The organism is Xanthomonas axonopodis (assembly GCF_001304695.1).
GTDB classification, from domain to species: Bacteria; Pseudomonadota; Gammaproteobacteria; order Xanthomonadales; family Xanthomonadaceae; genus Xanthomonas; species Xanthomonas axonopodis.
Genome location: NZ_JFAQ01000269.1, coordinates 1 through 1,101 on the forward strand (window position 1 = coordinate 1; position 1,101 = coordinate 1,101).

Consider the following 1,101-nt stretch of genomic DNA (forward strand, 5'->3'; position numbering starts at 1 on the left):
GCCTTACAGCCATCCCCGCCCCCCGCCCTGCAGCCATCGCGCTGGCAACAGCAGTGGCGCGACGCCGTGCGCGATCCGCGCGTGCTGCTTCAGCTGCTGGGCCTGGATGCGCAGGCGGCGGCAATCAGCGATGCCGCCGCCGCGCAGTTCCCGTTGCGGGTGCCGCACGCCTTCGTGGCGCGGATGCGCCATGGCGACCTCGACGATCCGCTGCTGCGCCAGGTGCTGCCGCTGGATGCGGAAATGCAGCCGGCCCCCGGATTCGGCCTGGACGCGGTGGGCGATGGCGCGGCCAAGACTGCCGCCGGCGTGATCCAGAAATACCGAGGTCGTGCGCTGCTGATCGCGACCGGCAGCTGCGCGGTGCACTGCCGCTACTGTTTCCGCCGCCATTTTCCCTACGCCGAAGAAACCGCTGCACGCGATGGCTGGCGCGACGCCGTCGCCGCGATCGCCGCTGACCCGAACATCGAGGAAGTGCTGCTTTCCGGCGGCGACCCGCTCTCGCTGGCCACACCCAAGCTGGCCGAACTCACCGACGCACTGGCCACCGTTCCGCACCTCAAACGCCTGCGCATCCACAGCCGCTTGCCGATCGTGCTGCCCGAGCGCGTGGATGCGCCACTGCTGGCCTGGCTGCGCGGCCTGCCCTGGCCGGTGGCGTTCGTCATGCATGCCAACCATGCCAACGAATTCGACTCATCCGTAGACACCGCTCTGCACCGGCTGCGCGAGAGTGGCACACAACTGTTCAACCAGGCCGTGCTGTTGCGTGGCGTCAACGACAGCGTGGATGCGCTGGCGGCATTGAGCGAGCGCAGCTTCGCCGCCGGCGTGCTGCCCTACTACCTGCACCAGCTTGACCGAGTGGCCGGCGTGGCGCATTTCGAAGTGGACGATACGCGCGCGCGCGCGCTGCATGCCGAGCTGGCCGCACGCCTGTCCGGCTACCTGGTCCCGCGGCTGGTGCGTGAAATCCCCGGCGACACCGGCAAGCGCCCGCTGTAACAGCCCTTACGTTGGCCCGATCCGTCGTAGGAGCGCACCCGGGCGCGACACGTGCTACCGGTAACGCCTCATCGCGCCCGGGGGGACGCTCCT

The 1,101-nt window shown here is 69.6% G+C and carries 1 protein-coding gene; it reads left to right on the forward strand.

The genetic code is table 11. From position 1 onward, the window contains the following. On the forward strand, positions 1-1,008 hold a 1,008-nt coding region (gene epmB, locus XAXN_RS19420), incomplete at its 5' end, for an EF-P beta-lysylation protein EpmB (RefSeq protein WP_241148128.1). Positions 1,009-1,101 lie beyond the last annotated feature (93 nt).